Source organism: Rhodoferax sp., from assembly GCF_028715765.1.
GTDB lineage: Bacteria > Pseudomonadota > Gammaproteobacteria > Burkholderiales > Burkholderiaceae_C > Rhodoferax.
Genome location: NZ_JAQURE010000004.1, coordinates 98,124 through 123,928, shown reverse-complemented (window position 1 = coordinate 123,928; position 25,805 = coordinate 98,124). Strand labels below are relative to the sequence as shown.

At 57.0% G+C, this 25,805-nt stretch carries 28 protein-coding genes; 23 read left to right on the top strand and 5 right to left on the bottom strand.

What is annotated here, in order from left to right; all coding sequences use genetic code 11:
* Positions 1-3 precede the first annotated feature (3 nt).
* Positions 4-774 carry a glucose-1-phosphate cytidylyltransferase gene (gene rfbF, locus PHT20_RS02890; protein ID WP_300086087.1) on the bottom strand — a complete coding sequence of 257 codons (771 nt, stop codon included), beginning with the start codon at positions 772-774 and terminating at the stop codon, positions 4-6.
* Between the two features lie 336 nt (positions 775-1,110).
* Between rfbF and flhD the strand changes: the two genes are divergently transcribed.
* From flhD to PHT20_RS02835, 11 genes are all read left to right on the top strand, one after another.
* Complete coding sequence (gene flhD / locus PHT20_RS02885; RefSeq protein WP_300086085.1) at positions 1,111-1,437, top strand: flagellar transcriptional regulator FlhD; 327 nt, start codon at positions 1,111-1,113, stop codon at positions 1,435-1,437.
* A 22-nt stretch (positions 1,438-1,459) separates the two neighbouring features.
* Complete coding sequence (gene flhC, locus PHT20_RS02880) at positions 1,460-2,005, top strand: flagellar transcriptional regulator FlhC (protein WP_300086082.1); 546 nt, start codon at positions 1,460-1,462, stop codon at positions 2,003-2,005.
* A 165-nt stretch (positions 2,006-2,170) separates the two neighbouring features.
* A complete protein-coding gene (gene motA, locus PHT20_RS02875; RefSeq protein ID WP_300086079.1) occupies positions 2,171-3,028 on the top strand; it encodes a flagellar motor stator protein MotA in 858 nt (285 codons plus the stop codon).
* 20 nt (positions 3,029-3,048) lie between these two features.
* Entirely contained in the window at positions 3,049-3,969 is a 921-nt protein-coding gene (gene motB / locus PHT20_RS02870; protein WP_301019343.1) for a flagellar motor protein MotB, read from the top strand.
* An 87-nt stretch (positions 3,970-4,056) separates the two neighbouring features.
* Complete coding sequence (cheY, locus tag PHT20_RS02865) at positions 4,057-4,446, top strand: chemotaxis response regulator CheY (protein ID WP_301019342.1); 390 nt, start codon at positions 4,057-4,059, stop codon at positions 4,444-4,446.
* Positions 4,443-5,090 carry a protein phosphatase CheZ gene (locus PHT20_RS02860; RefSeq protein ID WP_301019341.1) on the top strand — a complete coding sequence of 216 codons (648 nt, stop codon included), beginning with the start codon at positions 4,443-4,445 and terminating at the stop codon, positions 5,088-5,090. Before cheY ends, PHT20_RS02860 begins: the two co-directional genes overlap by 4 nt.
* 96 nt (positions 5,091-5,186) lie before the next feature.
* Entirely contained in the window at positions 5,187-6,344 is a 1,158-nt protein-coding gene (locus PHT20_RS02855) for an EscU/YscU/HrcU family type III secretion system export apparatus switch protein (protein ID WP_301019340.1), read from the top strand.
* The gene (flhA, locus tag PHT20_RS02850; RefSeq protein WP_301019339.1) at positions 6,341-8,428 is read left to right on the top strand and encodes a flagellar biosynthesis protein FlhA; all 2,088 of its coding nucleotides are present in this window, start codon (positions 6,341-6,343) and stop codon (positions 8,426-8,428) included. Before PHT20_RS02855 ends, flhA begins: the two co-directional genes overlap by 4 nt.
* Complete coding sequence (gene flhF / locus PHT20_RS02845) at positions 8,425-9,912, top strand: flagellar biosynthesis protein FlhF (RefSeq protein WP_301019338.1); 1,488 nt, start codon at positions 8,425-8,427, stop codon at positions 9,910-9,912. The genes flhA and flhF overlap by 4 nt, the downstream gene beginning before the upstream one ends.
* Positions 9,905-10,642 (top strand): hypothetical protein, encoded by a 738-nt coding sequence (locus PHT20_RS02840; RefSeq protein ID WP_301019337.1) that lies wholly within the window; start codon positions 9,905-9,907, stop codon positions 10,640-10,642. The genes flhF and PHT20_RS02840 overlap by 8 nt, the downstream gene beginning before the upstream one ends.
* Entirely contained in the window at positions 10,642-11,358 is a 717-nt protein-coding gene (locus PHT20_RS02835; protein ID WP_300082675.1) for an RNA polymerase sigma factor FliA, read from the top strand. Before PHT20_RS02840 ends, PHT20_RS02835 begins: the two co-directional genes overlap by 1 nt.
* Before the next feature lie 108 nt (positions 11,359-11,466).
* On the opposite strand, the gene PHT20_RS02830 is transcribed toward PHT20_RS02835, so the two are convergent.
* The 3 genes from PHT20_RS02830 to flgA form a co-directional block, all read right to left on the bottom strand.
* Positions 11,467-11,862, bottom strand: coding sequence for a hypothetical protein (locus PHT20_RS02830; RefSeq protein WP_301019336.1), 396 nt, complete (start codon positions 11,860-11,862; stop codon positions 11,467-11,469).
* A gap of 31 nt (positions 11,863-11,893) precedes the next feature.
* Complete coding sequence (gene flgM / locus PHT20_RS02825) at positions 11,894-12,220, bottom strand: flagellar biosynthesis anti-sigma factor FlgM (RefSeq protein ID WP_301019335.1); 327 nt, start codon at positions 12,218-12,220, stop codon at positions 11,894-11,896.
* Between the two features lie 96 nt (positions 12,221-12,316).
* A complete protein-coding gene (gene flgA / locus PHT20_RS02820; RefSeq protein WP_301019334.1) occupies positions 12,317-13,084 on the bottom strand; it encodes a flagellar basal body P-ring formation chaperone FlgA in 768 nt (255 codons plus the stop codon).
* A gap of 180 nt (positions 13,085-13,264) precedes the next feature.
* Between flgA and flgB the strand changes: the two genes are divergently transcribed.
* From flgB to PHT20_RS02760, 12 genes are all read left to right on the top strand, one after another.
* A complete protein-coding gene (gene flgB / locus PHT20_RS02815; RefSeq protein WP_301019333.1) occupies positions 13,265-13,723 on the top strand; it encodes a flagellar basal body rod protein FlgB in 459 nt (152 codons plus the stop codon).
* Between the two features lies 1 nt (position 13,724).
* Complete coding sequence (gene flgC, locus PHT20_RS02810) at positions 13,725-14,129, top strand: flagellar basal body rod protein FlgC (RefSeq protein WP_301019332.1); 405 nt, start codon at positions 13,725-13,727, stop codon at positions 14,127-14,129.
* Positions 14,130-14,147: 18 nt separating this feature from the next.
* Positions 14,148-14,807, top strand: coding sequence for a flagellar hook capping FlgD N-terminal domain-containing protein (locus PHT20_RS02805; RefSeq protein ID WP_301019331.1), 660 nt, complete (start codon positions 14,148-14,150; stop codon positions 14,805-14,807).
* A 29-nt stretch (positions 14,808-14,836) separates the two neighbouring features.
* Positions 14,837-16,042: a flagellar hook protein FlgE gene (gene flgE / locus PHT20_RS02800; protein WP_301019330.1), complete on the top strand. Its 1,206-nt coding sequence runs from the start codon at positions 14,837-14,839 to the stop codon at positions 16,040-16,042.
* A 41-nt stretch (positions 16,043-16,083) separates the two neighbouring features.
* Complete coding sequence (locus PHT20_RS02795) at positions 16,084-16,824, top strand: flagellar basal body rod protein FlgF (RefSeq protein ID WP_301019329.1); 741 nt, start codon at positions 16,084-16,086, stop codon at positions 16,822-16,824.
* 18 nt (positions 16,825-16,842) lie between these two features.
* Positions 16,843-17,625: a flagellar basal-body rod protein FlgG gene (gene flgG / locus PHT20_RS02790; RefSeq protein ID WP_301019328.1), complete on the top strand. Its 783-nt coding sequence runs from the start codon at positions 16,843-16,845 to the stop codon at positions 17,623-17,625.
* A 15-nt stretch (positions 17,626-17,640) separates the two neighbouring features.
* Complete coding sequence (locus PHT20_RS02785; protein ID WP_301019327.1) at positions 17,641-18,366, top strand: flagellar basal body L-ring protein FlgH; 726 nt, start codon at positions 17,641-17,643, stop codon at positions 18,364-18,366.
* 103 nt (positions 18,367-18,469) lie between these two features.
* Positions 18,470-19,558, top strand: a complete 1,089-nt coding sequence (locus PHT20_RS02780) for a flagellar basal body P-ring protein FlgI (protein ID WP_301019359.1) — start codon at positions 18,470-18,472, stop codon at positions 19,556-19,558.
* Positions 19,558-20,472 (top strand): flagellar assembly peptidoglycan hydrolase FlgJ, encoded by a 915-nt coding sequence (flgJ, locus tag PHT20_RS02775; RefSeq protein ID WP_301019326.1) that lies wholly within the window; start codon positions 19,558-19,560, stop codon positions 20,470-20,472. Before PHT20_RS02780 ends, flgJ begins: the two co-directional genes overlap by 1 nt.
* Positions 20,469-22,361, top strand: coding sequence for a flagellar hook-associated protein FlgK (gene flgK / locus PHT20_RS02770; protein ID WP_301019325.1), 1,893 nt, complete (start codon positions 20,469-20,471; stop codon positions 22,359-22,361). The genes flgJ and flgK overlap by 4 nt, the downstream gene beginning before the upstream one ends.
* Before the next feature lie 27 nt (positions 22,362-22,388).
* The gene (flgL, locus tag PHT20_RS02765) at positions 22,389-23,669 is read left to right on the top strand and encodes a flagellar hook-associated protein FlgL (RefSeq protein WP_301019324.1); all 1,281 of its coding nucleotides are present in this window, start codon (positions 22,389-22,391) and stop codon (positions 23,667-23,669) included.
* Positions 23,670-23,854: 185 nt separating this feature from the next.
* Positions 23,855-24,226, top strand: a complete 372-nt coding sequence (locus PHT20_RS02760) for a flagellar protein FlaG (RefSeq protein WP_301019323.1) — start codon at positions 23,855-23,857, stop codon at positions 24,224-24,226.
* A gap of 27 nt (positions 24,227-24,253) precedes the next feature.
* Here PHT20_RS02760 and PHT20_RS02755 read toward each other — a convergent pair whose 3' ends face one another.
* Complete coding sequence (locus PHT20_RS02755; RefSeq protein WP_301019322.1) at positions 24,254-25,804, bottom strand: hypothetical protein; 1,551 nt, start codon at positions 25,802-25,804, stop codon at positions 24,254-24,256.
* Between the last annotated feature and the right edge of the window lies 1 nt (position 25,805).

Below are 25,805 nucleotides of genomic sequence, written 5' to 3'. Positions count from 1 at the left end.
GCATCACCAGACCTTCCAGGGTGCTGCACCAGACTGCCAAAGGTCTTCCAGCATGGTTTTTTCACGCAAGGTGTCCATGGGCTGCCAAAAACCATGATGTTCAAACGCCATGAGTTCGCCATCTGTAGCCAGCCCTGACAGCGGCGCAGCCTCCCAGGGGGTGTTGTCATCCAAGATACGGGGTAGCACTTGGGGAGATAACACAAAAAAACCACCATTGATCAAGCCGCCATCTCCGCGCGGCTTTTCAGTAAAACCCCGCACCTGTTGACCTGCCATCTGCAAAGCCCCATATCGCCCTGGCGGTTGCACAGCAGTGACTGTGGCCAATTTACCGTGTTGCCGGTGAAATGCAATGGTCTTGGCAATATTCACATCAGACACACCATCGCCATAGGTAAAACAAAACGCTTCATCGCTCTGCACATATTCGGCCACCCGCTTGAGGCGACCACCAGTCATGGTGTCTTCACCTGTATCAACCAAAGTCACCTTCCACGGCTCGGCATGTTTGCAATGCACCTGCATTTGGTTGTTGGCCATGTCAAAGGTCACATCAGACATGTGTAAAAAATAATTGGCGAAATACTCTTTGATCATGTAACCCTTGTAGCCACAACAGATCACAAAGTCATTGACACCATGGGCTGAATACATCTTCAGAATGTGCCACAAGATAGGCTTGCCACCAATTTCGATCATGGGTTTGGGGCGCAAATGCGTTTCTTCGCTGATACGCGTCCCTAAACCACCCGCCAAAATCACTGCTTTCATGAGCGCCTTTCTGAAAACCACCCTGTTTGACAATCAAAACAAACACTGCCATTCATGAGACAAGAGGATAAGTGCTGCCACCCTGCATGAACCGTAAAAAACCGCCATTTAATCACCTCAATTCTTCTTCCCTCTTTGGATAAACAACCAATTGAGGACAAAACCAGGCTCTGTGTCAGATTTTTTCCTACACAAAATTCGTCTTCCCTGACACCCGCATTAGCCACTTACCGATTCAAGTTCCTGCGTGACCCGCCCAGAATCAAGGCCATGGTGATGAACAAGGCAATTAAGCCGTAAACACCGTCCAAATCTTTGAATACCCTGGAGCCCATCATGAACGACGACCAACTCTCTCAAGAAATTCGCGACGCCAACCTCACCTACCTGATGCTGGCGCAAAACGTGATTCGCAAAGACAAGGCAGAAGCGCTGTTTCGCTTGGGCATTTCTGAGGAGTCGGCCGACCTGATTGCCATGCTCTCACCCGCGCAAATTCTGAAAATCGCCTCTAGCCCCATGCTACTGTGCCGTTTTCGGGTGGATGACGACATGGTGTGGGGGCTGTTGACCAACCACACCCCCACCAAGGTAGACAACGATGCCACCACCCGCTTGCACGCCAGCATTTTGATGGCTGGCCGTTTTGACCAAGCCCTTTGATTCAGCCCCAGGAGCACGCACCATGGCCACCTTGTCTACCAAAAGTGTATTGAAAGATTCTCAACAAGTTGAACGCGCCGTGGCGCTGATTCAGCTCGGTGCCCGCTTGCAAGTGCTTGAGAGCGAAACCAGCTTGTCTTATGAACGTCTGCTGCGGCTATACAAAGAAGTGGCCGGCAAATCGCCCTCCAAAGGCCAACTGCCGTTTTCCACCGACTGGTTTTTGACCTGGCAGCCCAATATTCATGCGTCGCTGTTTTTGAACACCTATGAGTACCTGAACAAGGTCAGTGCACTGGAAGACATCGACGCCATCATGAAAGCCTACAAGCTTTACACCGAGCAAATCACAACCTGCGGCATGGAACCCCTGCTGACCATCACCCGCGCCTGGCGACTGGTGAAGTTTGTAGACAACCACATGCTGGCCATGACCAAGTGCAGCAAATGCGGCGGGCATTTCGTCACCGAACCCTATGAAAATGCCCGTCATTTCGAATGCGGCCTGTGCACCCCTCCGGCACGTGCCGGCAAGGGTGCCACGGCAGGTGGCATCTTGCTGCATTAAGCTATATTTAAAATAGCTAGTCACGCTTTATTCATAAGCGCTAGAGGCCATTTTTATCAATATTTTAAATTGGCCTGTCTAAGAGGCGATATGATAGGTACAGGTTCACACGGGGTGAGCCGCTCATTTTTTTGAAGCCACGGCTTCTTCCTACACACTCAAACTATGTTCGTCATTGTTGGTTGGTTGATTGTGATGGTGTGCGTCTTTGGCGTGTACATCTTCCACGGCGGCAACATCATGGTGGTGCTCAAGGCGCTGCCCTTTGAGATGATCACCATCGGTGGCGCCACCATGGGTGCGTTTGTGGCCAACAACCAAATGAAAGTGATCAAGGCCAGCATGAAGGGCTTAGGCACTTGTTTCAAAGGCAGCAAATACACCAAAGCACGTTACATGGACTTGCTGGCTTTGCTGTTTGACATTTTGCAAAAAGCCCGCAAAGAAGGCCTGATGGCCATCGAAAAAGACGTTGAAGAGCCTCATTCCTCTGAAATTTTCAAAAAACATGGCGCTGTGGGCAGCGACCACCATGTGGTGGAGTTCATCACCGACTACCTGCGCATGATGGTCTCAGGCAACTTGAATGCCCATGAAATTGAGTCTTTAATGGACAGTGAAATTGACACCCACCATGCCGAAGAACATGCTGCCGTGGCTGCTTTGCAGCGCATTGCAGGCGGTTTGCCGGCGTTTGGCATTGTGGCGGCTGTGCTGGGTGTGGTGAACACCATGGGCTCCGTGGGTCAACCCCCGGCGGTGCTGGGGGGCATGATTGCATCTGCCCTGGTGGGCACATTCTTGGGCATTTTGTTGGCCTACGCTTTTGCTGAGCCGCTGGCGGGTCTGCTTGAGCAAAAGGTAGAAGAAGCAGGCAAAGAGTTTCAGTGCATCAAAACCACGCTCTTGGCCAGCATGCAAGGCTACAACCCTGCCACCGCCATTGAATTTGGCCGCAAGGTGCTGTTCTCCACCGACCGCCCCACCTTTGGCGAGCTTGAAGCTTTCGTCAAGAAAAAATAAAGTTTCAAACACAGCTCGCCATGGCTACTGACGCCAAAAAACTCCAGCCCATCATCATCAAGCGGGTCAAAAAAGGCGGCCACGCTGCGCACGGTGGCGCCTGGAAAATTGCCTACGCCGACTTTGTGACCGCCATGATGGCGTTCTTTTTGCTCATGTGGCTGCTGGGCAGCACCTCTGAGGGCGACAAAAAAGGCTTGTCTGACTACTTTCAGTCACCACTCAAAGTGGCCATGCAAGGTGGCAGCGGTGCGGGTGCCAGCCAGAGTGTGGTCAACGGCGGGGGCAACGACCTGACCCAAAGTGCTGGCCAATCCAAACGTGGCAATGCCTCAGATGCCAAAACCAAGAAAAATGCGGGCGAGCAAGCCAAGGCGGCACGTGCCGCTCAAGACGCCCAAAAACTCTCTGAACTGAGCGCCAAAATCAGCGCCATCATTTCCAACACCCCAAAACTGGCTGAATTCAGCAAGCAAATTCAACTCAAAATGACCCCAGATGGTTTGCAAATTCAAATTGTGGACGATCAAAAACGCCCCATGTTTGACAGTGGCAGTGCCAGTGTCAAACCCTACATGGGCGACATCCTGCGTGAGATTGGCATTGCTTTGGTGGATGTAGACAACAAAATCAGCCTGGACGGCCACACCGACCAAACGCCTTATGGGGCAGGTGCACGCGGCTACAGCAACTGGGAGCTTTCAGCTGACCGTGCCAACGCTTCCCGCCGTGAACTGGTCGCCTCTGGCATGCCAGACGAAAAAATTGCCCGCGTGATGGGCCTGGCCTCAAGCGTGTTGCTTGACGAAGACAATCCGCGCAGCCCGACAAACCGTAGAATCAGCATCACAGTGATGACCCGCGAAGCCGAGGAACGCCTTTTAGGTCCCAGGCGAGCAGAAGTGATCACCGAAACCAACACTGCGCCAGTGCAAAATTAGTTTCCAACTGCGCCAGCCAAACCTACCAGCAATAGATCGGATAACGCGTCATGACTTTCGTCAATAGTGATTTCAAAGGGTTGTTTCATGGCAAATGATCTCAAGTTTTTGGTTGTAGACGATTTCTCAACCATGCGTCGTATCGTGCGCAATCTGCTCAAAGAAAGCGGCTTTACCGAGGCCGATGAAGCTGAAGACGGTGTTGTGGCACTGCACAAGCTGCGCAACGGCAACTTCGACTTTGTCGTGAGCGACATCAACATGCCCAATAAAAATGGCTTTGAGTTGCTCAAGGAAATGAAAGCAGATGAAAAACTCAAACACATCCCGGTACTGATGGTCACCGCTGAAGCGCGCAAAGAAGACATTGTGCTGGCAGCGCAAAGCGGCGCAGCGGGCTACATCGTCAAACCGTTTACCAAGGCCGTACTGGAAGACAAGGTGAACTTGATCCTGACCAAGCTGGGGCTGAAATGAGCACAGCAGCTGGCACGCCTGCCGAACTGCCGCAAGATGTGCACCAACGCATTGGCGTCTTGACCAGACAGTTGCACGACTCGCTGAACGGCTTGGGGCTGACTGACAAAGTCAAAGGCTGGGCAGGGGAAATCCCGGATGCCAAAAGTCGCCTGTCTTACATTGCCAGACTCACAGGTGAAGCGGCTGAAAAAGTGCTCAACAGCGTCGACCAGGCCAAAGCCCACCACGACCACATTGCGGCTGAAACGCGGCGCATTGGCGCTTTGATTGTGAAAGACCCGGTGGCAGCGGTTGCCAAAGGGCACGTGATGAACTTCATCACTGACGTTGACGAAGCCAGCAAGGAAATTGACAAAAATCTCACCGACATCATGATGGCGCAAGACTTTCATGACCTCACCGGACAGGTGATTTCCAAGGTGGTGACCTTGGCCGCGCGCATTGAAGAAGAATTGGTTCAATTACTCATCGTGACCGCGCCTGCAGATACACCCACCAAGCCTGTTGCGCACCCCATAGAAGAGCTCAAACAAGTCACCGAGCCAGTGTTACAAGGCCCGGTTGTCAACCCCGAAGGCAACCCGGATGTGGTGAAAGGTCAGTCTGAAGTGGATGATTTGTTAGCCAGTTTAGGTTTTTAAACTTGGTCGTGATCTGGCGGGTAAATCCCCCGCTATTTACCCTTTAGTTTTCGCAAGGGGTCTTCACAATGAGGAGAACAAAAGCATCTCCTCACCATGGATTCCAGCAGCCAAGACCGCAACCTACCCGCCTCTGAACGCAAGCTACAAAAAGCCCGCGATGAAGGGCAAGTAGCGCGCTCTCGTGAACTCTCTCATCTGGCCGTGCTAGGCGGCGGTGCGCTTGGTCTGATGTGGCTTGCGCCAGCCATGTTTGAGCGTTTGCAAACGCAGCTGCGTCTGCAACTTTTGTTTGACTTTCGCGCCATTCAAGAGCCTTTGACCATGCTCAACCGGCTCTCCAGCATGGTCACGGTGGGGTTGGTAGCGTGTGCCGTGTTCGCCGTCCTCATTTCAGTCATTGCTGTGCTCAGCACGCTGATGGTAGGCGGCTGGGTGGCCAGCCTCAAACCCATCACGCCTGATTTCAGCCGCATCAATCCGTTCAGCGGGTTGGGGCGCATGTTCACCAAAGACAAGGCCACCGAAGTGCTCAAGGTCACGTTCATTGCTGGCATGCTCTTGGTGGTGGGGTTCACTTACCTGTCCTCAGGCTTGGACACGCTGGGCTCTTTGGTCTTGCAGCCCTCGCGCATGACCGTGTCTTATCTGGCCAACTGGCTCACAACCGGCATGGGCTTGATGCTGCTGGTGGTTCTAGTGGTGGCCATGGTGGACGCACCGTTGCAGATGTTTTTGCATCAGTCACGGATGAAGATGTCGCACCAAGAAATGAAGCAAGAGCACAAAGAGTCTGATGGCAACCCGCAAATGAAAGGGCGCATGCGCCAGCGCCAGCGCGACATTGCCCATGGCAACAGCATCAAGGCCGTACCTAAAGCTGACTTTGTGCTGATGAATCCCACCCACTATGCGGTGGCTATTCGCTACGACGAAGCCACCATGGCAGCACCGCGCGTCATTTCCAAAGGCGCTGATTTGCTGGCTTTCAAAATTCGTGACGTGGCCAAAGAGCACGCCATTCCAGTGTTGCAATCGCCCATGTTGGCACGCGCCTTGTACGCCAACGCTGAAATTGACCAAGACATTCCCACCAGCCTGTACACCGCTGTGGCTCAGGTGCTGGCCTACATCTACCGCCTCAAAGCCGCCATGCGTGGCGACGGCCCCATGCCAGGTGACCCGCCGGTGCCCTTTGTCCCACCCGAACTTGACCCTTTATCCAAAGTGGTTGCCACCACTGACGCACCATGAACTTGTCGCTTAACTCTCTCAAAGTTTGGTTCGGCAGCAACTCTGCCATGATGAAAGGTGCCGCTGCACCCATGCTGGTGGTGGCCATTTTGTCGATGATGGTGCTGCCGCTGGCGCCCTGGTTACTAGACACTTTTTTCACCTTCAACATTGCCGTGGCGCTGATGGTGATGATGGTGGCCGCCTACATGCTCAAGCCACTGGACTTTGCCGCCTTCCCGGCGGTGTTGCTGCTCACCACGCTGATGCGCTTGTCTTTGAATGTGGCCTCTACCCGTGTGGTGCTGTTAGAAGGTCACACCGGGCCGGGTGCGGCAGGCGCCGTGATTGAAGCCTTTGGCCACTTTTTGATTGGTGGCAATTTTGCCGTGGGCTTGATTGTTTTCTCGATTTTGGTGGTGATCAACTTTGTGGTGGTCACCAAAGGTGCTGAGCGCATTGCCGAGGTCTCAGCCCGTTTTGCCTTGGATGCCATGCCAGGCAAACAAATGGCGGTAGACGCTGACTTGAATGCAGGCTTGATTGATGAGAAAGAAGCCAAACGCCGCCGTGCAGAAGTGTCAGAAGAAGCTGATTTTTTTGGCTCAATGGACGGTGCCTCTAAATTTGTCCGTGGCGATGCCATTGCCGGTATTTTGATTTTGCTGATCAACATCTTTGGCGGTTTCACCGTAGGCATGCTGCAGCACGGTTTAACGGCCACACAAGCCGCTGACTCCTACATCTTGTTGGCGGTGGGTGATGCCTTGGTGGCGCAAATACCTGGGTTGCTGATTTCAGTGGCTGCCGCCATGGTGGTGTCTCGCGTGGGCAAAGAAAATGACCTGAGTCATCAGATCGTGACGCAAATGTTCATCTCACCCAAAGTGCTGGGCATCACGGCCACCATCATGGGCATTTTGGGCATCATCCCCGGCATGCCTCACACCGTGTTTTTGGGTATTGCCATGGTGTTGGGTTATGGTGCCTGGGTGCTGGCACACCAACCTATTCCTGAAGAACCCAGCAGCATGGAAGCCACCCCAGCTTCAGACGGCGAAGCCAGTTGGGACGACCTGCAACCGGTTGACCAACTGGGACTTGAGTTGGGCTACCGCTTGATCACACTGGTAGACAAAAACCGTCAGGGCGACTTGCTCACCCGAATCAAAGGTGTGCGGCGCAAATTTGCCCAAGAGGTGGGCTTTTTGCCGCCTCCTGTGCATGTGCGCGACAACCTGGAGCTCAAACCCAGTGCTTACCGCATCACACTGCGTGGCGTGATTGTGGGCGAAGGTGAAGCTTTTCCAGGGCAATTTTTGGCTATCAACCCAGGTGGCATCACCACCCCGCTGATCGGCACCCCCACCACCGACCCCGCTTTTGGCTTGCCCGCGCATTGGATAGATGCCACACAAAAGGAAGCCGCACAAATGGCCGGATTTACCGTGGTTGATTCTGAGACTGTCATGGCCACACATTTGTCACACTTGATGCAAGTGCAGGCAGCCAAGTTACTGAGCCGCACAGAAACTCAACAACTGGTCGAACACGTCAGCAAACTGGCTCCTAAATTGATAGAAGAAGTGGTTCCCAAAATGGTCTCGATTGCCGTCTTTCAGAAAGTGCTGCAGCTGCTGCTGGAAGAGTCGGTGCACATTCGCGACATTCGCACCATCATTGAATCTATTGCCGAACACGCCACCACCATCACTGACCCGGCAGAGCTAGCCAAACGGGTGCGTGTGGCGCTGTCACCGGCCATCGTGCAGCAAATTTATGGCGCCGTTCACGAACTCAATGTCATTGCCATTGACCCGCCGCTGGAGCGTCTGCTGGTGCAAGCGCTGGGCAACACCACCGGCCAAGGCCAGGCACTCGACCCAGGCGTAGCCGACATCCTGACCCAAAAAGCAGCTGAAATGGCCATGAAACAAGAAGAAATTGGCATTCCAGCCTGCTTGCTGGTGCCCGATCAAATCCGCAGCGCGGTGGCACGCTTGGTGCGCCGCGTTGCCCCTCGACTGCAGGTACTCGCCCACAGCGAAATTCCTGAGTCACACACCATTCGCATTGGCCCGATTCTCAAAGGTGCAGCATCATGAACATCCAACGCTTTACCGCCCTCACCGCTCGCGAAGCCCTTGCCAAAGCCCGCATGACTTTTGGCGATGGCACGCTGATTTTGTCTAACCGCACCACCGACCACGGCATTGAAGTCATTGCCACCGGTGAAGACACACTGGCTGCACTTGACCGGGGCGATGCACAGCCCACCCCCAAACGTCCCCCCACAGCTCAAACCTTCATTGCGCCCAAAGCCGACCCCAACAGCAAGGTGTTGGACGACACCACCCAAATGGCCATGAGCACACTGTCGTTTCAAGACTATGTGCGTGAGCGCATGCTGCGCCGCCGCCAAGAAGCCCAGACGGGTCAGCCCAGCCTGGCCGAGCGCGCCGAGCAAGATCACCCCACGCTGGGCAGCGCACGCGCCAACGCCATTCACATTCCCGCATTTCAAATGCCAGAGCCACCCGCCAAACCTGTGGCACGCCAGCCATTGGCACAAGCCAACCCGCAAACTGCGCCGCGCCCAAGCCTGCGCAGCGCAAGCCAGGCACCAGCCGTCCCCACGCAAGCCGTACCGCAAGGCATTGCGGCCGAGCTGCAAGCCATGAAAACCTTGATTGAAGACCGCTTCAACACGCTGACCTGGCTAGGGCAAACCCGGCAAAGCCCGATTCATTCCAATTTGATGCTCAAGTTGATTCGCTCAGGCTACTCCCCAACCCTGGCCAGAACCATTTTGGAGCGCCTGCAAGAAGATGCCAGCGCACCTGATGCCATGCGCTGGGTGATGGACGTGCTCACGCGCAACCTGCACACCGATGCCGACACCCGTGCCATTCATGACGAGGGCGGCATCTACGCGCTGGTCGGCGCCACGGGCGTGGGCAAAACCACCACCGCCGCCAAGTTGGCTGGGCTTTGCGCCCGCACCCATGGCGCCAACAGCGTAGGCTTGATCACCCTTGACACCTACCGCGTGGGCGCCCATGAGCAATTGCGCGCCTACGGCCGCATGTTGGGGGTGGTCGCGCACTTGGCGCATGACCGCGCTGCTTTGCAAGACTTGTTGGGTTTGTTGGCCAATAAAAAAATGGTGCTGATTGACACCACCGGCATTGCCCCCAGCGATCCACGAAAACGCGACATGATGGATGTGCTTGACCTGCCCAATGTCAACCGCCTGCTGGTGCTCAATGCGGGCGGCCATGGCGACACGCTTGACGATGTGGTGTCGTCATTCAAAACCGGTGGGGTGCAGCAAGCCATCCTGTCCAAAATTGATGAAGCAGCCAAAGTTGGCCCAGCGTTGGATGCCGTGATTCGGCACCAGTTGCTGTTGCGTGGCGTGACCATGGGTCAAAAAGTACCTGAAGACTGGGAGCGTGCTGACGCCGCCAAGCTGGTGGCCATGTCCATGCGCGCCCCAACCAAGTCTGCCTTTGACCCCAAAGCCACTGATTTGGGTTTCTTTTTTGCTGACAGCGCCCCCCTTCACACCGAGCACCTTCATGCTTGAACCGTGCATCAACCAAGCCGCAGGCTTGCAAGCCATGGCGCCCCTGGCCAGCCCCAAACTGATGGCAGTAGCCAGTCATGGCCAACAACAAGGTGAATTGCCGCTGCTCTGGAGCTTGTGCCATTCCTGGGTTGAGCTGGGTCTGCCCGTGCTGGTACTGGACGGCAACAAGTCTGAAACTGATAGCAACCCAGGCTTGATTCATCTGCTGCAAGACCCGCTTGGGCATGCAAATGTTGAGCAAGATGCAAGTGCTTGGCGCGTGTTGCCGGCAGCCTTGGGGTTTGCTCAACTCAGCAGCACGGGATTCCACGCGGGCTCGGTCGGGCACTTGTTTCGAAGTGACGGCGTGGTACTGCTTTACGCCAGCGCGACCACACTGACCCAGTTGCTTAAAAACAGTGGTTTGACACCCTTGTTGGTGCTGCCGCCACTGCGGTCTGCCTCCATGTCAGCTTACCAGGCCATGAAAGTGCTGATGCAAGATGCGCAACTGCAACCGACAGTTGCTAACATTGAGCTGCAAACTTCCACCCCCATCCACATGCCCAGCCCTGTTCAAACCCTGCAACATTGCGCCTTGACTTTTTTGGGGCTGGAGATCAAACCCATCACCGTTTCTGCTTTGGGTAACCCGCAAACGTCGCAAGACGACATCAGCCGCTTGGCCTTGCAACTGCTCGAAAACGCGGTACCTCTGCAACGCCAGCAGCCACAAAGGACACATTGATGTATACCGCCAAGGGCCAGCTTGACCGCAATGCCCTGATCCGTCAATACCAACCCCTGGTGCGCAAACTGGCGCATCACATGATGGCCAAACTGCCTGCCAACGTGCAAGTAGACGACCTGATTCAGGTCGGCTTGATGGGGCTGTCTGAGGCACTCTCGCGCTTTGAGGCCACGCAAGGGGTGCAGTTTGAAACCTTTGCCACCCAACGCATTCGCGGTGCCATGCTAGATGAACTGCGCGAAAACGACTGGGCTTCACGCGGCACCCGCAAGAGCCAAAAAGACATTGAAGAAGCCATGCGCAAACTCGAACACCGTTTGGGACGCAGCCCGATAGAGAGCGAAATCGCCAAAGAGTTGGGGGTGAGCCTGGTGGAATACCAAAGCTTGTTGAACAAGGTACGCGGAACCCAGCTGGTTTACCTGGAAGACATGACCCACAACCCAGATGAAGAAGACAGTTTTCTGGATCGCCATCTGGGTGATACCCAAGCTGACCCGCTGAACATGCTCAGCGACCAGCGCATGCGCACGGCATTGGTGGCAGCCATCAAAAACCTGCCCGAGCGCGAGCAGTACATCATGAGCATGTACTACGAAGAGGACATGAATTTGAAAGAAATTGCGGCGGTATTAGATGTGACCGAGTCACGCGTGTGCCAACTTCACAGCCAATCGATTGCCCGCCTGCGCGCCAAAATGCGCAGCCACTGAGATTTGTTTGAAGGTATTTTGTAGGTGCGACTTCAAACGACCACGGTGGACTGAAGTCCGCCCTACATCAGACAAGAGAGCCCTACAGCTGGTGGTAGGTTGGGTTTGCTAAGCTGACAAGGCTCTGAATTCGCCGCTTTGTCGGCCTGCGCTGCCATAAGGTTGGCGGCCGTAAGTGCCAGAGCTTGGCGCGTAAGTGTTGTTTTGGCTGGTGGGCATCAAGGTGACCAAGGCACGCTCCACCTGCACACTTTGACGCAACAACCCTTGGCGCACAGCGCTTAACGCAACAGCTATTTTTTTGACCCGCCACTGCGCCCGTGTGTTGCCTTGGATGCCTTTGGCAAAAGGCATGAGTTCTTTGGAAAACCGCACCAGCATGCTTTGCAGTTCTGCCGACGCAGCCACCAATTCATTGGGGTTGTTTTGAACCAGCGCTGCAGACAACAAAGCCAGTTGAGACTCAAATTGTCCTAACTGGCCTTCAAATTTCATGGTGTTCATGGTTTTTCCTTAAAAACCAGAAAAAAGCGACTTAAACGCGGCTGCGCGTGAGCATTTCCTGGGCGTTGGATAACAGTTTGTCGGCAATGGCTTCGGGATTGACCACATACGTGCCTTGTGCAATGGCACTGCGCACCGCATTGACTTTGGCCATGTCTACCTCTGGCGCCTGGCCTTTGGTGGCAGCTTCCAGAGACTTCGCCATGCTCGACATGGTGACAGCAACCCCCGCAGACTGCGTGCTTTTGCTGGCAGATGTTTTCGCTGTCGTGCTGGCAGTTGGCGCGGTCTTGGCGGCCAATGCGGCAGTGCTGTTGCTCAAAGCAAGCGAATTGTCTAGGGGTGGACTGATTTTCATGGTGTTCTCCAAAACTACGATGGTTGTAGCCTCGTAAGAAGACTTTCGGCAATAAACGGCCGAACTTTAGCCTTATTTTGAAAACACCCACGGATTTCATAATTCAAGCCTGATGGTGCGGCTGTCAACCACTTGACCGGTCATGACGCGGCCATTGTCCATGCGCACCTTGGCGCTTTGCCCCATCACACCCACAGACACAGCCTGGCCGCTGGTGGCAATTTCAAAGCCCACACCGCGCGCCAGCACCCTGACTTGAGCGCCGGCCTGAAACACTTGCGCCGCTTTCACCATGTCTTGCCGCAAGGCCTGACCGGTGAACAAGGCACGGGTGGCGGTTTGCCCCACCCAATCTGAGGCATTGGCAATCACTGGGCTGCCCAGCTCGGCCCAATCCACCTCGACTTGCATGGCATCGTCTTCAGACAACGCCACCCCCTGAGACACTTGTCCTTTGATCACCCAGGCAGGGCCAAAGGCTCTGACGGTGATGGGCAAAAACACATTCCACTTGCTCACACCCGCCACGCAGCGCAACCCTACGCGCGTCTTACCCCACAGCCGAGTGTTGGGCGGCAAATAGGGCTGGACTTGACTACAGGGCGCCAACTTCAGACGCGGATCAAGCTGCCCCACACTGACTTCCATGCGCAGGGGCAAACTTGCGGATTGGTTGACCAGTGTGCTGTCGACCCATTGCTGGGCATTAGCGTACAAGGCAGAGGTGTCCACCGCTTCAATCGTGGTTTGCGTCTGTGCCGCGCCACCTAAGCTCAACAGGCTCAGCACCCCCAATACAGCACATGGCAGTTTGCCCACATGAACACATTGGGTTTGAATCAAACGGGTGAAGGCAGTCAACATGGCAAAACTCTCCATAACGACGTTGACTTTAGGCCGCAGCCAGAAAACCAAAGCCATAAAGTAGCGCAGCTTTAACCCTTTTATTGCAGTTTAGAAATCTGGCTGCATTTTCATAATCAAACCACACACAGCCACCGCCAGACATGGCGTGGGGCAGTTTCAAGAAAGTCGAGGTGTTGCATGTTTGCTCAAATGACCCAAGGATTGGATATTCATGCCAAAGCCTTGGTGCTGCGTGCCGAACGCCAACGCATTCTGGCCAGCAACATGGCCAATGCCGACACGCCGGGCTATGTGGCGCGAGACTTCAACTTCAAAGACGCCTTGGCACAAATGACCGGGCAAAGCAGCCGCAGCTTGCCCCCTTTGAGCATGACACCCAGTGGCGCTGCCAGCCAATCGGCAGGCAACACCACCCATGTCAATCACATGGCGCTGGGCGGCCTCAGCCAAGGGCAACTTGGGGGCAACCCCACGCTGGCCTATGCCATGCAAAGCCAACCCAGTGTGGACGGCAACAGCGTGGACATGGATCGTGAACGTGCCAGCTTCGTGGACAACTCAGTGCGCTATGAATCTACCCTGCGCTTCATCAATGGCCAGTCCAAGACCATTTTGAGCGCCATCCAGGGGCAATAACATGTCAATGTTTTCCATTTTCAACGTCTCGGGCAGCGCCGTCAGTGCCCAATCGCAACGCCTCAACGTGGTGGCCAGCAACCTGGCCAACGTGGACGCGGTGGCTGGTCCAGATGGCCAGGCTTACAAAAGCCGCAACGTGGTCTTTCAAACCGTGCCCATGGGCACCGACGCCACCGCCGGGGTCAAGGTCAGTGGCATCACCGAGAGCAATGTGCCGTTCAAACGCATTCACGACCCCAACCACCCCTCAGCCGACGCTGAAGGGTATGTGAACTATTCCAACGTGAACCCAGTGGAAGAAATGGTCAACATGATTTCAGCCTCGCGCTCCTACCAAAACAACATTGAAGTCATGAACACTGCCAAAACCTTGCTGCTTAAAACGCTGCAAATGGGTCAATAAACATCACCGGCCATCACCATGTTGACACCTACCACCTCCTCCACAGCAAGCGCCGCTGCCACCAGCAGCGCCGCAACCGCCAGCAACAGCGCGGCCGACATGAACGCCGCGCAAGACCGTTTTTTGAAACTGCTGGTGGCGCAGTTGAACAACCAAGACCCGATGAACCCGGTCGACAACGCCCAAATGACCAGCCAAATGGCGCAAATCAACACCGTCACCGGCATTCAACAAGTCAACGACACCCTGAAAAGCATGGCCGAGCAATTTACCGCCATGCAGGTGCTGCAAGGCTCCAGCATGGTCGGGCATGACGTGCTGATTGATGGCAACACCCTGACCGTGAACAACAACACAGCCAGTGGCGCAATTGATCTGGCCGGGCGTGCTGAAAGCGTGAAGGTTGACATTTTGTCGCCCAGCGGCCAAGTCATCGACACGCTCAACCTGGGCGCGCTGGAGGCTGGTCGCAACAACTTCAACTGGGATGCCTCGGCCTACAACTACAGCGGCAACCCCAGTTACCGCGTCACGGCCACCTTGGGCGGCCAAACCATTGCCAACACCGCCATGGCACGCGCCACCGTGTCTTCAGTCAGCAGCGACGCCACCGGCATGAAAGTCCAGCTGCAAGGTCGCCCGGATGTGGCCTACAGCAGCGTCAAAGCCATTCTTTAACTTATTTTCAGACCACAAAGGAAACCATCATGTCTTTCCAAACCGGACTTGCTGGGCTCAACGCCTCCAGCCGCAGCCTCGATGTCATTGGCAACAACATTGCCAACGCCAACACCACGGGCATGAAATCGTCTCGCGCTGAATTCAACGACCTGATAGCCAGCTCGCTGGGCATTGGTGGGGGCAGTGGCACCCAAGGCGGCATTGGCGTGGCCGTCGGTGCGATTGCCCAGCAATTCACCCAAGGCAACATCACCATCACCGGCAACAACCTCGATGTCGCCATCAATGGGGGCGGTTTTTTTCAGCTCACCCAGTCTGACGGTTCGACCGCCTACACCCGTGACGGCTCATTCAAACTCGACAAAGACGGTTACATCAAAACCAACACCGGTGCCTTTGTGATGGGGTTCGACACCGACCTCACTGGCAAACCCACCAGCACCACTGCAACCAAGCGCCAACTCCCCACCACCGCCCCGATTGCGGCCAGCGCCACCACGCTGATTGGTGCCGAGTTCAATCTCGATGCGCGTGCCGCAGTGGCCACCGCCGGTGCGGTGCGCACTGAGGGCACCGCCATCACGCTGTACGACTCGCAAGGCTCTGAGGTGCCGTTGAGCATGTATTTTGAGCGTGTTGCCACCACCACCACCGACAACTGGGACGTCTATGACGCCCCCACCGGCGGCACTCTCATTGCCTCATTGAGCTTTGGTGCCGATGGCACTTTGACCACCCCTGCGGCACCCGTGTCATTCACTGTGACCAACCCGCACACAGTGGCCGGTGACATTACCGCCACCATCGACTTCAGCAAGGCCACCCAATACGGCTCATCGTTTGCTGTGTCCAACCTGACCCAAAATGGCTATGCCCCGGGTGAGCTCACCGGTCTCAACATCAATGAGAGTGGCGTCATCACCGCCCGCTATTCCAACGGTCAAACCCAATACAACGGCCAGCTTGCCTTGGCAGATTTCCGCAATGTGCAAGGCTTGCAACCCTTGGGCGGTAACGCCTGGTCGGCCACTTTTGCATCTGGTAATGCGTTGGTCGGCTCACCCGGTGTAGGGCGCATGGGCGCCATTCGCAGCGGTGCCCTGGAGGAATCCAATGTCGACTTGACCGCCGAGCTGGTCAACATGATGACGGCTCAGCGCTCTTACCAGGCCAACGCCCAAACCATCAAAACGCAAGACCAGATCATGTCAACCCTGGTCAACTTGCGCTAAGCGTTGACCTGAAACCACCCCCATAACCTGGAGCAGACGCCATGGATCGCCTGATCTACACCGCCATGACGGGCGCCAATGCGGCCGAGCATCGGCAAGCCATTTTGGCCAACAACCTGGCCAATGTGTCAACCAACGGGTTCCGTGCCGAGCTCTACACCTACCGCTCAGTGCCGGTGCGTGGCGACGGCGCCACCACACGGGTCATGGGGCTGGAGGCCACACCAGGGTTTCTGGACATTCCTGGTTCTCCCCAGCGCACTGGGCGTGCCATGGATGCCATGACCACCGGCAACGCCTGGTTTGCGGTGCAAGGGCTTGATGGCACGGAGGCCTACACCCGCAACGGTTCATTTGAAGTCGATGCCACAGGCTTGGTCAAAACCAATACCGGTCTGACTGTGCTCAGTGACGGCGGCGCCCCCATCACCGTGCCACCCGGTGCCGAGGTCACACTGGGTGTTGACGGCACGCTCACCGCCAAACTGGGCAACCAACCCTCAGCCGGCGTGGGGCGGCTGAAACTGGCCACACCTAGCGCCGAAGACCCGCTCAAGCGCAGTGCCGACGGGCTGTTTCGCACCACCTCGGGCGACCCCATCGCCAACGATGTCAATGCACGGGTGCAGTTGGGCGTGATCGAAGGCTCCAACGTCAACGCCATTGAAACCATGGTCAGCATGATCCAGGCCGCACGCCAGTTTGATGCGCAAACCAAAATGATGACCACCGCCGAAGCAGATGACCGCTCGGCCGCCCAGTTGCTCAGCATGCAAGGCTGATTTTTAAAGGACATTGTCATGATCAACTCCCTGTGGATTTCCAAAACCGGCATGGAAGCCCAGCAAACCCAGCTGGACGTGATTTCCAACAACTTGGCCAACGTCTCCACCAATGGCTTCAAGCGCTCCACCGCCGTGTTTGAAGACCTGATGTACCAAAACCTGCGTCAGGTGGGTGCCAACAGCACCGAGCAGTCTCAGCTGCCCACCGGCCTGCAAATTGGCTTGGGCGTGCGCACCGTGGCCACCAGCCGCTCGTTTTCTCAAGGCAGTTTGCAGCAAACCGGCAACAAGCTCGATGTAGCCATTCAGGGCGACGGTTTCTTTCAAGTCACCCTGCCCGACGGCACCACGGGCTACACCCGCGATGGCTCGTTCCAGATCAATGCCGCCGGTGCCCTGGTCACCGCCACCGGTTTGGCCGTGGCCAATGGGGTCACGGTGCCAGCCAACGCCACCAGCATCACCATCGCCGGTGACGGCACGGTGTCGGCCACCATTCCCGGCACTGCGGCGGCTCAAGGCATTGGTACCATTGCCACGGCTCGCTTTATCAACCCAGCAGGTCTCACCCCCATGGGCGGCAATTTGTACACCGAGAGCGCTGCCAGCGGCCAACCCAACGCCGGCACCCCCGGCGCTGACGGCATGGGGGCGCTGATGCAGGGCTTTGTGGAAACCTCTAACGTGAACGTGGTGCAAGAGCTGGTGACCATGATCCAGACCCAGCGCGCCTACGAGATGAATTCCAAGGCCATCCAAACCTCTGACCAGATGTTGCAAAAACTCGGCCAGCTTTGAGGCTGGCGCAAAATCATGAAAACTTATATAAGAAATAGGCCTCTAGCGCTTATAAAATATGCGCAAACAGCTATTTATTTAATAGCATTTGGTAGTCTGACAGGCTGCAATTCGCTGCCGCAAACGGTGGCGGTCGACTTTCCTGAAACCACCCATGCCAGGCCTGTAGCTGCAGCACCTGCCGCGCCAGTGCCCAGCACCGGCAGCTTGTACCAAAAAGCCAGCTACCGCCCGGCTTTTGAAGACCCGCGCGCCCGCACCGTGGGAGACAACATCACCATCAACATCGTGGAGAAAGTCACCGCCAGCCAGGTTTCCAAATCCACCGCCAACCGCACCACCTCAGGCTCGGCCAGCATCAGCGCCTTTCCGATTCAGTCACCGCTGGACTTGGCCAACCTCAAAGCAGGCATTACCTCCGGCTCGGCCAGTGACTTTTCTGGCAAAGGTGGCACCGAAAGCGCCAACACCTTTTACGGCACCATCACCGCCACCGTGGTGGAGGTGCTGCCCAATGGCCATTTGCTGGTGGCCGGTGACAAACAAATTGGCGTGAACCAAAACGTGGACGTGATGCGGTTCAGCGGCACGGTTGACCCGCGCCTGATTCAACCCGGCAATTTGATCAACTCCACCCAGGTGGCCAATGCCCGCATGGAGTCCAAAGGTCGCGGTGCGCAGGCCGAAGCGCAAACAGTTGGCTGGTTAACACGGTTCTTTTTCAGCTTTTTACCGTTCTAAAGTTACGCAAAATTGTGCCGAGGGGTAAAACCAAATGCACAATTTTTTCATCACACCCAAAACCAGCCGCACCGCACCCGCCACGGCATGGCTGCTGGCAGCCATGCTGGCGCTGCTGGCTGCCATGTTCAGCGCACCCGCCCATGCCGCCCGCATCAAGGAAGTGGCGGCCGTGGAAGGTGTGCGCAGCAATCAGCTCAGCGGCTTTGGCCTGGTGGTGGGGCTGGACGGCACCGGTGACCAAACCACCCAAATGCCCTACACCTCGCAGGGCATGGCCAACTATTTGCAGCAACTGGGCATCACCCTGCCCACGGCACAGGCCTCGCAATTGCAAATGAAAAACGTGGCAGCCGTGCTGGTCACGGCGCAACTGCCGGCCTTTGCCCGCCCCGGCCAGGCCATTGATGTGAATGTGTCGTCGCTGGGCAACTCCAAGTCACTCAAAGGCGGCATGTTGATCTCGACCCCGCTCAAAGGCGCAGATGGCGAGATTTATGCCATTGCCCAAGGCAACCTGGTGGTGGCGGGTGCGGGGGCAGCCGCTGGCGGCTCCAAAGTGCAGGTGAACCATTTGAGCGCTGGGCGCATTCCCAGTGGCGCCCAAGTGGAGCGCAGTGTGCCCACCCCCTTGCAAGAGGGAAGCAGCCTGATTTTGGGGCTGGAAGCCACCGACTTTCAAACCGCCCGCAAAGTGGCACAAGCCATCAACACCAAGTTTGGCGCTGGCGTGGCACAAGCATTGGATGGCCGCACCATCCGCGTCGCCGCGCCGATGGAGCCTGATGCCCGCGTGACCTTCATGGCCGAACTCGAAGAGCTGCCCCTGGAAGCCTCGGTAGCTGCTGCCAAAGTGGTGATCAACTCCCGCACCGGCTCGATCGTGCTGAACCAAGCCGTGACCCTGGGGCCGTGCGCCATTGCCCATGGCAACTTGTCCATCAGCATCAGCAGCACGCCCAATGTCAGCCAGCCCAACGCGCTCTCAGGCGGGCAAACCGCAGTGACCGAAAAGACCGACATTCAAATCAAAAACGAGCCTGGCATGCTGATCCAGCTGCCCGCTGCACCGCAACTGGCCGATGTGGTGCGCGCCCTGAACTCACTCGGTGCCACGCCGCAAGACCTGTTGGCTATTTTGCAAGCCATCAAGGCGGCCGGTGCTTTGAATGCCGAGCTGGAGGTGATCTGATGAGCTTAAGTACCTCCACCTCTATGGCCAATGGGCTGGCCGCCGATGCCAGCTCATTGAACAAGCTCAAATTGCAAGCGGGGCAAAGCAGCCCAAAGGCCATCAAGGAAACCGCCAAACAATTTGAGTCGCTGTTCATGCGCGAGCTGATCAAAAGCATGCGCGAAGCCACCATGAAATCCGGCATGTTGGACAACCCGGGCTCCAACCTGGGCACAGATTTGCTTGACCAGCAGCTGGCGGTCAACATGTCTGGCCAGCCTGGTGGCTTGTCTGATTTGATTGCGGCACAGCTCTCCAGGCAAATGGGCGTGGCAACACCCAACACCAAAGGTGACGCCACCCTACCCGCTTCTACCACCAGTGCACTGCAACGCGCCTCGTCCCTGGCGGCCTACGGCAAACAGGCGCCGCGCCCGACCCTGGGGCAAACTGGTTTTGTTGAAAAACACACCCAAGCCGCCATTCGCATTGAAAAAGAAACCGGTATTCCGGCCAGCTACATGGTGGGTCAGGCGGGTCATGAAACCGGTTGGGGTCAGCACGAGATCAAACTGCGCGGCGGCAAACCGTCTTTCAACCTGTTTGGCATCAAAGCCGATGCCAACTGGAAAGGCAAGGTGGCGGAAGTCACCACCACCGAATACGTGGGGGGCGTGGCTCACAAGCAAGTGGCCAAGTTTCGGGCATATGACTCTTACGATGAATCGTTTCGTGACTATGCCCGGCTCATCACCACCTCGCCACGCTATGCCCAAGCCAAGACGCAAACCAGCTCGGCCTTTGCCTTTGCCAGCGGCCTGCAAAAAGCCGGCTACGCTACCGACCCCCACTATGCGGCCAAACTCAGCCGCGCCATTGAGACGACCCAACGCCTGCAAGCCCGCACGCAGGTGGCGTCGCAAAGCTTATGAGCCTGCTCAACGTCGGTGCCCGGGCCTTGATGGCCAACCAAACCGTGTTGCAAACCACGGGCAACAACATTGCCAACGTCAACACGCCGGGCTATTCGCGCCAAACCGTGCAATTGCAAACGGTAGAGAGCCAGTACTCTGGCTCAGGTTACATTGGCAAAGGGGTGAATGTGGCCACCATCACCCGCAGCTACAGCGAGTTTTTAACCCGCCAGGCGGCCTTGGCAGGCGCCACCAGCGCGGGCGACACCACCCGTGCAGAAAAGCTCAAACAGCTTGAAAGCCTGTTCCCGGCCGGTACCATGGGCATCGGTGCAGCTGTCAGCGACATGCTCAACGCCTTCTCAGATGTGGCGAGCGCCCCCACTGACTTGACCGCCCGTACCGTGGCCTTGACCAAAACCAATGAAATGGCCAACCGCCTGCGCAACACATCCACCCTGCTGGACGACTTGCAACAAGGCGTGAAACTTGAACTTGACCAAAAGACAACGGCCATCAACACCCTGGCCACCAGTATTGCCAGTGTGAACGACAAAATTGCCCGCGCCACAGGCAATGGGCAGCCCCCGAACGACTTGCTTGACCAGCGCGACCAATTGGTGCGAGAGCTCAACCAGTATGTCCAAACCTCCAGCGTGCAAGCCACCGACGGCACCACCAGTGTGTTCATTGGCGGCTCGCAAGCGCTGGTGATGGGCATCACAGCGGCCACCGTGGCGTTGAGCAAAGACGAATTTGGCGACCCCAACAAAACCAAGCTCACCCTCACGCGAGCCGGGGCAACCATCACCATGAACGAGGATTTGCTCGGTGGCGGTGAAGTCTCAGGGCTGCTGCGCTTTCAAAACGGTGACATGAACGAAGCCCGCAACCTGTTGGGCCGTTATACCCTGGCGTTAAGCACCAGTCTGAATGATCAGCACAAGCTGGGGCTTGATCTGGATGGCAATACCGGTGGCAATTTGTTCACACCGGCCACGCTGGGTAACCTCAACATCTGGCCAGACTCCAGCAACACAGGTGCGGCCACGCTGGGGTTGAGCATCACCGATGCCAGCCAGTTTGCCGCCTCAGACTACGAAATCAACTTCACAGGTGCAGCAGCTGGCACGGTGACCCGCCGCTCAGATGGCGTGGTGACAGCGTTCTCTGCGGTACCCATCGTGGTCGATGGGCTGTCCATCAGTGTCACGGCTGGGGCGCTCAATGGCGACCGCTTTTTGATCAAGCCCTTCAGCACCGCGGCCAGCACCATCGCCACTGAGTTTTCCACGCCCCGAGCTTTGGCTGTGGCCAGCCCGGTGGCTGGGATGATGGGCAGCAGCAACACCGGCAGCTTGCAGCTGGCCAACCTGAGTGCCAAGAGCAGCAGCATTTCGGCCACTGACGTGGTGCTTACCTTCACCAGCAACAGCACCTACACACGCAGCGACATCGCTGGCAGTTTTGCCTATGTGCCAGGGCAAGCCATCACCGGGGGCACCCCTATCGAGTGGTCTTTGACACTGAAAGGCACGCCCAACGCCCTGGACACCTTCACCGTCAAACAGCAGCCCGCCGCTTACCGCAACCTCAACTCAGGCAACGCCAGTGCCATGATGAATGTGCGCGACCTGCCCATGTTTGATGGTGCCGCCGTGACCGATGGCTATGCCAGTTTGATTGCCCAAATCGGCATTCGTGCCATGAGCGCTGACTACTCAGCCAATGTGTCCAACGCCATTGCGTTGACCGCTGAGAAAGAGCGCACCGGTGTGTCTGGGGTCAACCTGGACGAAGAAGCCTCCAAGTTGCTGCAATACCAGCAGGCTTACCAAGCATCCGCCAAGATGATCCAGGTGGCCAGCAGCATTTTTGACACTTTGATTCAAACCTTGGGGCGTTAACGCTTTCAGCCCACAGGAGCCTTCACCATGAGCAATGTTTACTCTCGTCTGAGCACCGCCAATGCGTATGACAACTCTGTGCGCAACATCGGCATGCGCCAGTCCAACCTGTCCAATTTGCAAGAAAACCTGACCTCGGGCAAGCGCGTGGTGCGCACCAGCGACGACCCCACCAGCGCAGCCATTGCCGAGCGCTCTTTGACGCGCATCAGCCGCATTGCCGCAGACCAGCGCGCGCTGGAGTCGCAACGCAACGCCATTGCACTGGCCGAATCCACGCTGGGTGACATCACCGACAACCTGCAATCGTTCCGTGAATTGGTGGTCAGTGCGGGTAACGGTGGGCACAGCAGCGCAGAGCGCCAAGCCATTGCCTTCCAGCTCTCCGGGCTGCGTGACAGCATTGTGGCTGCCGCCAATTTGAAAGACACCAATGGTCAACCCTTGTTTGGCGCCATGGGCAGCTCAACCACGCTGATCTCTGGCCCGCAAGCCACTTCCCCCGACTACACCTTCAACGGTTTGCCAGGGCAACAAGCCAGCACCGGCATCAGCATCCCCATTGCACTCGATGGCGACAGTGCCTTCATGCTGCACCCCACCCGAGACCAAGCGTTCAATGCGGTGGTCAACGCCAGCAGCACCTTGTCCACCTCGGGCATCACAGTTTCCAATACCGCCACGGTGTCTGCCACAGAAGCAGCCACCCTCGCAGCCACGGGCAGACCCAACAGCTTTCCAGACTACACGTTAGCTTTCACCGCCGTAGACACCTCGGTACCAGGCACAACCACAGCCACCTACACCGTCACAGAAAATCCAGCTGTTTCGGGTGCGTTGGGGCCAGTGACGGTGTCATACCCCAGCAACCAAGCCTTGACTGTGACCGCCATACCAGGATTGAGTATGTCCATCAGCGGCACACCCACGCTGGGTGATACCGTGAGCGTGAGTGCCAGCCCCAGCCTTTTCAGCGTGCTCGATGACGCCATCAAAGACATTGGCACAGCCACCACGCACAATGCGGCCAGCCAAGCCGTGGCGCAAGCGCTCAATAACATCGACATTGGCATGCAACGCATCTCGGGGGTGCGCGGCCAAGCCGGCGACTTGTTGACCCGCGCTGACCGCATCACCAGCAACCAAGACAAGCGCTCTGTACAGTTGGAGGCCGACCGCTCTCGCGCCGAAGACCTGGACATGATCAAAGGCATTTCAGACTTCAATAACCAGCAAACCGGCTACCAGGCCGCGCTGCAAACCTACGCCCAAATTCAAAAACTGTCGTTATTCAACTTCATTGGTTGAGGTCTTGGCATTCAATGGCTGACGCGGTGGGCTGACCCGCAGCCGGTCAAAAAGCCTTAAGTCGTCCGCACTTTTGCCGATAACCAAGCTACGTGCTGCGTTTTTGTCCAACCAGTACCTTCATTTTTGCAAAGGGTTGCCAGCGATTCACAGCTTAACCTCCGCAAAAACACAAGGAGTTAGCCATGGAAATCAGTTCAATCCCCTCTGTCAGAGCCTCGGTTCAGCCAAGCAACGCGCCCGAACCTGTGGCTCATGCAAGCACGCGCCAAGCCCGCACCGCGCCGTCTGAAAGCACCCCGCAGTCAGATCAAACCCTCAAAAAACCAGACACTGCCACGCTTGAACAGGCGGTCGAATCAACCAACAAAGTGTTGGCCAGCAAAACCTCTAACGAGTTGCAATTCACCATTGACAAAGACACCAGCCTCAAGGTGGTGAAGTTGATGAACCGCCTGTCGGGCGAAACCATTCTTCAATTTCCGTCCGAAGCCATGCTGCAAATTGCCAAAAGCATTGACCAAGCCACGGGCGCACTGGTTCAGCGCAAGGCCTAAGTGGCACTTGCCCCCCACGGGACATGTTCAATCTCCACACCCTTTCGCCAGCTCAGCCACCAAGTCTAGCGCCTGCATGGTCTGCTCAATGATCAACGTCCAGGGTTGGCGCAAGCGCGCGGCCTCAGTGACCATGCGGGCACCGCAGCACAGCCGCAAGGCGGCCATCGGCTCGTCAGCTTGAACCCCACACTCAACCGGCTGCCCCAGCAGCACCCTGACTGCGGCGCCAGCGCCCTGCCCTTGCCGCAGTTGCTCACACAGCTGGCGCAGCTCTTGCACAGTCAAAGCGCGCTCTGGCCTGCTCGCGCTGGGTTGGAACACTTGAAACGGAAAAATGGTTTGCACACTGTCCCACCCCATCTCACCCGACCGACTCAAGGGCGGCACAGGTAACACAGCAAAAGAGGCGTCGCTGCTCAGGCGCTGCTGCACCGCTTGCCCCCAGGTCTGGAGGCGCTGAAAAACCTGCGCCGCTGGCAACGCTGTGAACAAGCGCAGTTCAGCCAAAGCCGCTTCCCAGCGCAACAGCAGCCCCACATTGGCCGACGCTGCCAATGCCCGTGCCGGCAGCCAACCCACTGGCCAGTCTGATCGGGCACAGTAGTCCACCAGGGCAGTCAGTGGCACGCTTCGCGCACGCTGTGCCACACCGGGCGGCAGCAAAAGTGCGCCACAAAACGCTGGACCACCCACAAATTTAGACCCCGTGATGGCCACCATGAAGTCTTGCGCCAAATAGCCCTGCAGCGTGTCCGCAGACATGCGCCACTGGCAGGCATCCACCAACACACTCAAGCGCTCGCCATACTGCTGGCGCAGTTGCGCGGCACAGGCGGCTGAAGGCGCTTGCAACCCCGTTTTGGACACATCGGCCAGCACCAGCAAACAGCCGCCTGCGGCGTGCATCTGGCGCGCCACGTGCTGGGCAAATTCAGCATCCACCTCAGCTTGACTGCGCAAACTGCCATCTGGCTGGCGCAAGCTCACCCCCACCGGTGCCGCCATAGCCGCCGCGCCCAGGGGCGCACCCCGCGTGACCTGAACACCCTGCGCAGTGTGAGCAGCAAAGTGCAAGGCGGCCAAGGCGTCTGGCACACCACTGCCGGTTTCACTGGGTGCCACCATCACCGCCTGCGTTCGCCCGGGCGTAAGGTGCGCCGCCAAATGAACCGCAATGGCATGAAGATCAGTGCCAGAGGCGGCAAACACCAGCTCGGTGCCGGGGCAGCGCGCAGCGCCCGCACATTCACTCAATTCCTGCCGTTGCCGCGCCAGCTCTTGGTGGTAACTCCCAGATGCGCCATACAGCCGTCGAAACAGTGCCACGGCAGCTTGAAAGCCTTCATGGGAGATGACTGACCCGGTGGACGAGCCCAGCTGCAGCAGCGCCGGGTCTGGCCGTGGGGTGCAGCCATAGGCATTGCGGCCTTGGGCATTCAAGGCAATGCGGGGGTCGCCGCCTTGGGTGAGCAGGCGTGTGGTGGCAGCTTCAAAATCGCTGTTGCAAGACAAGCGCGCCAGCACCCGCTCGCGCTGTGCCAGCGGGTGCAAGGCACGCCTGGGTTTGGCGGGCATG

Coding starts and splice junctions, on each gene's coding strand:
- PHT20_RS02760 (WP_301019323.1), top strand. CDS start 23,855: ATGGAAATCAGTTCAATCCCCTCTGTCAGAGCCTCGGTTCAGCCAAGC.
- flgG (WP_301019328.1), top strand. CDS start 16,843: ATGATCAACTCCCTGTGGATTTCCAAAACCGGCATGGAAGCCCAGCAA.
- PHT20_RS02855 (WP_301019340.1), top strand. CDS start 5,187: ATGGATTCCAGCAGCCAAGACCGCAACCTACCCGCCTCTGAACGCAAG.
- PHT20_RS02860 (WP_301019341.1), top strand. CDS start 4,443: ATGAGCACAGCAGCTGGCACGCCTGCCGAACTGCCGCAAGATGTGCAC.
- flgL (WP_301019324.1), top strand. CDS start 22,389: ATGAGCAATGTTTACTCTCGTCTGAGCACCGCCAATGCGTATGACAAC.
- flhA (WP_301019339.1), top strand. CDS start 6,341: ATGAACTTGTCGCTTAACTCTCTCAAAGTTTGGTTCGGCAGCAACTCT.
- PHT20_RS02755 (WP_301019322.1), bottom strand. CDS start 25,804: ATGCCCGCCAAACCCAGGCGTGCCTTGCACCCGCTGGCACAGCGCGAG.
- motA (WP_300086079.1), top strand. CDS start 2,171: ATGTTCGTCATTGTTGGTTGGTTGATTGTGATGGTGTGCGTCTTTGGC.
- PHT20_RS02830 (WP_301019336.1), bottom strand. CDS start 11,862: ATGAACACCATGAAATTTGAAGGCCAGTTAGGACAATTTGAGTCTCAA.
- flgA (WP_301019334.1), bottom strand. CDS start 13,084: ATGTTGACTGCCTTCACCCGTTTGATTCAAACCCAATGTGTTCATGTG.
- PHT20_RS02780 (WP_301019359.1), top strand. CDS start 18,470: ATGCTGGCGCTGCTGGCTGCCATGTTCAGCGCACCCGCCCATGCCGCC.
- motB (WP_301019343.1), top strand. CDS start 3,049: ATGGCTACTGACGCCAAAAAACTCCAGCCCATCATCATCAAGCGGGTC.
- PHT20_RS02795 (WP_301019329.1), top strand. CDS start 16,084: ATGGATCGCCTGATCTACACCGCCATGACGGGCGCCAATGCGGCCGAG.
- PHT20_RS02840 (WP_301019337.1), top strand. CDS start 9,905: ATGCTTGAACCGTGCATCAACCAAGCCGCAGGCTTGCAAGCCATGGCG.
- flgE (WP_301019330.1), top strand. CDS start 14,837: ATGTCTTTCCAAACCGGACTTGCTGGGCTCAACGCCTCCAGCCGCAGC.
- flgM (WP_301019335.1), bottom strand. CDS start 12,220: ATGAAAATCAGTCCACCCCTAGACAATTCGCTTGCTTTGAGCAACAGC.
- cheY (WP_301019342.1), top strand. CDS start 4,057: ATGGCAAATGATCTCAAGTTTTTGGTTGTAGACGATTTCTCAACCATG.
- rfbF (WP_300086087.1), bottom strand. CDS start 774: ATGAAAGCAGTGATTTTGGCGGGTGGTTTAGGGACGCGTATCAGCGAA.
- flgK (WP_301019325.1), top strand. CDS start 20,469: ATGAGCCTGCTCAACGTCGGTGCCCGGGCCTTGATGGCCAACCAAACC.
- flgC (WP_301019332.1), top strand. CDS start 13,725: ATGTCAATGTTTTCCATTTTCAACGTCTCGGGCAGCGCCGTCAGTGCC.
- flhC (WP_300086082.1), top strand. CDS start 1,460: ATGGCCACCTTGTCTACCAAAAGTGTATTGAAAGATTCTCAACAAGTT.
- PHT20_RS02805 (WP_301019331.1), top strand. CDS start 14,148: ATGTTGACACCTACCACCTCCTCCACAGCAAGCGCCGCTGCCACCAGC.
- flgB (WP_301019333.1), top strand. CDS start 13,265: ATGTTTGCTCAAATGACCCAAGGATTGGATATTCATGCCAAAGCCTTG.
- flhD (WP_300086085.1), top strand. CDS start 1,111: ATGAACGACGACCAACTCTCTCAAGAAATTCGCGACGCCAACCTCACC.
- PHT20_RS02835 (WP_300082675.1), top strand. CDS start 10,642: ATGTATACCGCCAAGGGCCAGCTTGACCGCAATGCCCTGATCCGTCAA.
- flhF (WP_301019338.1), top strand. CDS start 8,425: ATGAACATCCAACGCTTTACCGCCCTCACCGCTCGCGAAGCCCTTGCC.
- PHT20_RS02785 (WP_301019327.1), top strand. CDS start 17,641: ATGAAAACTTATATAAGAAATAGGCCTCTAGCGCTTATAAAATATGCG.
- flgJ (WP_301019326.1), top strand. CDS start 19,558: ATGAGCTTAAGTACCTCCACCTCTATGGCCAATGGGCTGGCCGCCGAT.